Annotated in this window: 3 protein-coding genes; all 3 read right to left on the reverse strand. The window is 69.6% G+C overall.

The annotated features are described in order from the left end of the window. Nucleotides 1–410 (reverse strand): roadblock/LC7 domain-containing protein (locus CUT44_RS08620; protein WP_100201590.1); only part of this gene is annotated, 410 nt, incomplete at its 3' end. A gap of 10 nt (nt 411–420) precedes the next feature. Further along, nucleotides 421–3,720: a sensor histidine kinase gene (locus CUT44_RS08625; RefSeq protein ID WP_100201589.1), complete on the reverse strand. Its 3,300-nt coding sequence runs from the start codon at nt 3,718–3,720 to the stop codon at nt 421–423. A gap of 363 nt (nt 3,721–4,083) precedes the next feature. Continuing rightward, nucleotides 4,084–4,620, reverse strand: a 537-nt coding sequence (locus tag CUT44_RS08630) for a GTP-binding protein (RefSeq protein WP_100201591.1), incomplete at its 5' end; no start/stop codon positions are given.

Here is a 4,620-nt window from a genome sequence, read left to right on the forward strand (position 1 = left end):
TTGAGAAGACTGCCTTGCAGTTCGGCACGGAGGTCCGGGGTCAGCACCGTACCCGCGCGATCCACCAGCAGCGCCATCTCATAACCCACCAGACCGATGTCCGCGTCCGGATGGGCCAGCACCGCCAGCGAGGAACCGTCGGAGATCGACATGATGAAAAGGAACCCACGCTCCATCTCCACCACCGTCTGATTCACCGCACCCCCCTCGAAGATGCGCGACGCACCAGCGGTCAGCGAGGTCAGCCCCGACGCGACCGCCGCCAACTGATCGGCACGGTCCCGCGGGAACCCCTCGGACATGGCCAGAAGGAGGCCGTCGGCGGAGACCACCACCGTGTGCGACACCCCCGGGGTGTTGTCCACGAAGTTGGTGATCAACCAGTTCAGGTTCTGCGCCGCCTGGCTCATCGGGCTCACACTAACGCTCCTGATCATAGGTGCTGCCGGGCCCGAAGCCCGGTCGGTCATTCTGAGTGGTCCCCGGGCCGCCCTCGGTGCGTCCCCGCCGGACACCGCGGTGCAGGTTGCTCAACCTGCCGCGGACGTCCTCCGGGGCACGGGAGACCTGGGGGCCGCCCTGGGGTGCCTGTTCCGGTTCCGCGGCGCCCGAGACCAGGTTGGCCTTGGGCACGCGGCGGGGCAGGCCGGAAGGGGTGACTCCGCCGGCCTTGGGGTCGCGGAGCCGCTCCGCCCGCTGCCAGCGCTCGTCGTTCGCCGTGCGCCATGCGGAGTCGTCGGAACGATCCTCCTGCCGTGGCACCTCCGGCGATTCCGCTTGTGGCTGGTACTGCGGAACCGGGGTGTCTCCGAGCGGCCGCCTCGGTTCGCGACGCGGCAGTCCCGCGTCGGTCAGCGACTGCGTTTCACCCGGAGGCTGACCCGGTTGTTCGAAGCCTACGCTTTCCCCGCCGTCTTCGGGAGCGCCGGGTGCGAATTCCGTTTCCGCTTCCTGCCCGGTGTGCTGCCCGAGGTCGTAGGGGTTGTCGGTGTAACCGGCCCCGTAGTCCGGCCGGTACTCCCGCGACTGGTAACCGGCCTGGTAGTCCTGTGGCGCCGGGTACTCCTGCCCGCCGGGCTGCCCGGCGCCGTACTCCTCGCCGTACTCCTGGCGGTACTCCTCGTACGGGGCCGCCTCCCCGCCGTACGGGGCTTCCTGGACGTACGGAGACGGCTGCGGGTAGGGGGCGGCGTCCGGCGGGAATCCGGCCTGTGCCTCCTGCCCGCCGTACTGCTCGTACTGGCCGTGCTCCTGCCGGGCGGAGCCGTAGGGGGCCTGCTGCGCGGTCTCGTAGGAGGTCTGCTGCGGTACTTCGTACTGCTGTCGCGCCTCCTGCGGGGCCTGCTCCTCCCGCTCCGTCCCGTACCGGTCCTCCTCCGGTGCGTGGCCCTCCTCCTGCTGAGGGTCCAGAGCCGCCCGGCGCTCCTCGCGCAGCAGCGACCGGCTCACCGGGTCCAGCGGGCTCGGGCCGTCCTGCGGTCCGGCCGGGGCACCGTAGCGGGAGTCGTCGAAGCCCAGATCGGCGGCCGACAGCTCCCGCCGCTCCCCGTGGCCGGAGCCGGCGGCGATCTGCGGCTGCTCCGGGACGATCCGGGAGACGGTGAAGTCCTCCTCCGGCTCCTCCGTACCGCCGCCGCCGTGTGTGATCACCTCCGGGAGCATCACCAGGGAGGTGGTGCCCGTCTGCTCCCCGGAGGGGCGCAGCTGGACGCGGATGCCGTGCCGCTGGGAGAGGCGGCCGACCACGAACAGGCCCATGCGCTGCGAGACGGACACGTCCACGGTGGGCGGGTTGGCCAGCTTGTGGTTGATGTCGGCGAAGTCCTCGGGCGTCAGACCGATGCCCTTGTCGTGTATCTCGATCATCACCCGGCCGTCGGGCAGCCGGGTCGCGGTGACGCGGACCTTGGTCTGCGGGGAGGAGAACGAGGTGGCGTTCTCCAGCAGCTCGGCCAGCAGGTGCACCAGGTCGGTGACGACCGCGCCGTGGATCTCGCTCTCCGGGAGGCCGGCCAGCTCGATGCGCTCGTAGTCCTCCACCTCGGAGGAGGCGGCGCGCAGCACGTCCACCAGCGGCACCGGCTGGTTCCAGCGGCGGCCGGGCTCCTCACCGGCGAGAACCAGCAGGTTCTCGCCGTTGCGGCGCATACGGGTCGCCAGGTGGTCCAGCCTGAAGAGGTGCTCCAGCTGGTCCGGGTCGGCCTCGTTGTTCTCCAGTTCCGTGATGAGGGAGAGCTGGCCCTCGATGAGGCCCTGGTTGCGGCGCGAGAGGTTGGTGAAGATCGCGTTGACGTTCCCCCGCAGCAGCGCCTGTTCGGCGGCGAGCCGGACGGCCTCCCGGTGAACCTGGTCGAAGGCCTTGGCGACCTCGCCGATCTCGTCGCGGCTGTCGATCGGAATCGGCCGGACCTTGGTGTCGACCTTGCCAGGATCGGTGCGGGAGAGCTGGTCGACCAGCATCGGCAGCCGCTGCTGGGCCACCTCGAAGGCCGCGGCGCGCAGCCGGCGCATGTTGTTGCTCATCGAGCGGGCCATCAAGGCGGCGACGAAGAAGGCGACCAGCAGGGCGGCCAGCACGACGACGGAGTTGATCACGGCGTCCCGTTTGGCGTCCGCCGCGATCTGCCGGGTCTCCTCCACCGCCTTGTCGGTGAGCTCCTTCTCCACCGTGCGGTAGGCGTTGAAGTCACCGGTGGCGACCGTGTACCAGTTCTCGGCGGTGATGCCCTGGGCCCGCAGGTCCCTCGGGGACGCCCCGGAGGCGATGGCCTCGACCATCCGGTCGGCGGCGGGCGGACTGACGAAGGACTCGCCGGCGGTCTCGGCCTCCTCCGCGGCCTCCTGGATCCGCTGCCGGCTGTCCTCGTTGCCCTTGACCATCTCCTCCTGCAGTCGCTCCCAGTCCTCGGGGGTACCGCCGCTGCGGTACTCGTCGACGGCGATGCGCTCCAGATAGGCGTACGAGGCGAAGGCGGTGAGCTGGCGCCGCAGGTCGTCCTCGTCCGGTCCCGGTTTGATCAGCAGATGGGTGCCGATGGAGCGCTGGAGCGATCCGGCCGCCTTGGCGAGCGAGACGGCGTAGACGGTACGGCCGTAGGAGGTGATGTTCCCGGTGCCCAGTCCCAGCTCGTTGGCGAACTCCATCAGCGAGTGCTGGATCTGAACGTAGCCCTCCTCCGTCTCCACCCCGTCCAGGCGGCTGGTGTAGGCGGCCTCACGCAACTCGGTCAGCTTCGGCTCGACCTGGAGGACGGCGGCGAGGCGGCGCCTGAGGCCCTGGCGGTCGGGCATCCGGTCCACCTGCCGGTGGAACTCCCCGCGCGCGGCGTCGGTGACATCGCGCACCTCCTTGACGACCGGATCCTGCGTGTTGCCCTGGAGGAGCGGCGCGGCGGTGCGGTCACGCTCGTCGATCAGTGCGTGGGCGTAGGTGGCGGCCGCCCGGACCAGTTCGGCGGTGCGCTCGGCCTCCTCCGCCTCGCGCAGCGTGTCCAGGGAGCTCTGCACCCGGAAACCGCCGAAGACCAGGGCCACGAGCACGGGTATGAGCAGGATGGCGTTCAGCTTGGTGGCCACTCGCCAGTTGCGGGCCGCGAAGCGTCCCCCGCTCGTTCTCCCACCGTTTCCGGGCAGGTCGGAGGGCGCCTCCGCGTCGCGTTGCGGCGGCGTGAAGTTGCCCCGCGGCTCCCGGGACGGGGAGCTCGAACTGCTTCGCCTCACTCGACCAAACCTCTCGGCTTCAGCCCATCGTCTTCGATGAAACAGTAACTACTGCTCAGTTCAGCGAATTTCAGCACGCCCGGCAGAAGCTTTCCAAACACCTGATCCAGTGCTTCCTCTGCAGGGAACTCGAAGAACAAAAAGGACAAAAGCCCCAAAAGTCGGCAGGACTCCAGTGATTCATGCGCTCTGGGGAGCGGCACGCTCGCACCGCGTGTTCTCGGTACTCCAACTTCTCTGTCGAAACGTTATGAAGACCGGGACGGGCCGGGCGCAAGGCCCGACCCGTCCCGGTCACAGATCCATGACGCCCCGTCGCCGTCCGCGGTCCGGCGGGACGAGGGGATGTGCCGCGGCCGACGGTCAGCGCAGCCGTGCCAGGAGAGCGTGCTCGACCAGGGTGATCAGGGCGCTCTTGGCCTCCGCCCGCTGCCGGGCGTCGGTGGTGATGATCGGCGCGTCCGGACCGATCTGCAGCGCCTCGCGCACCTCCTCCGGCGTGTAGGGCTGGTGGCCGTCGAAGCCGTTCAGCGCGATCACGAACGGCAGACCCGAGTTCTCGAAGTAGTCCACCGCCGGGAAGCAGTCCGCCAGCCGCCTGGTGTCCACCAGCACCACCGCGCCGATCGCGCCGCGCACCAGGTCGTCCCACATGAACCAGAACCGGTCCTGCCCGGGGGTGCCGAACAGGTACAGAATCAGGTCCTGGTCCAGCGTGATCCGGCCGAAGTCCATCGCCACCGTCGTGGTGGTCTTGTCCGCGGTGTGGGTCAGGTCGTCGATCCCCGCCGACGCGGCGGTCATCACGGCCTCGGTACGCAGCGGGTTGATCTCCGACACGGCGCCCACGAAGGTCGTCTTGCCCACGCCGAACCCGCCCGCCACCACGATCTTCGCGGA

The sequence above is a fragment of the Streptomyces carminius genome (genome assembly GCF_002794255.1).
Taxonomy (GTDB): domain Bacteria; phylum Actinomycetota; class Actinomycetes; order Streptomycetales; family Streptomycetaceae; genus Streptomyces; species Streptomyces carminius.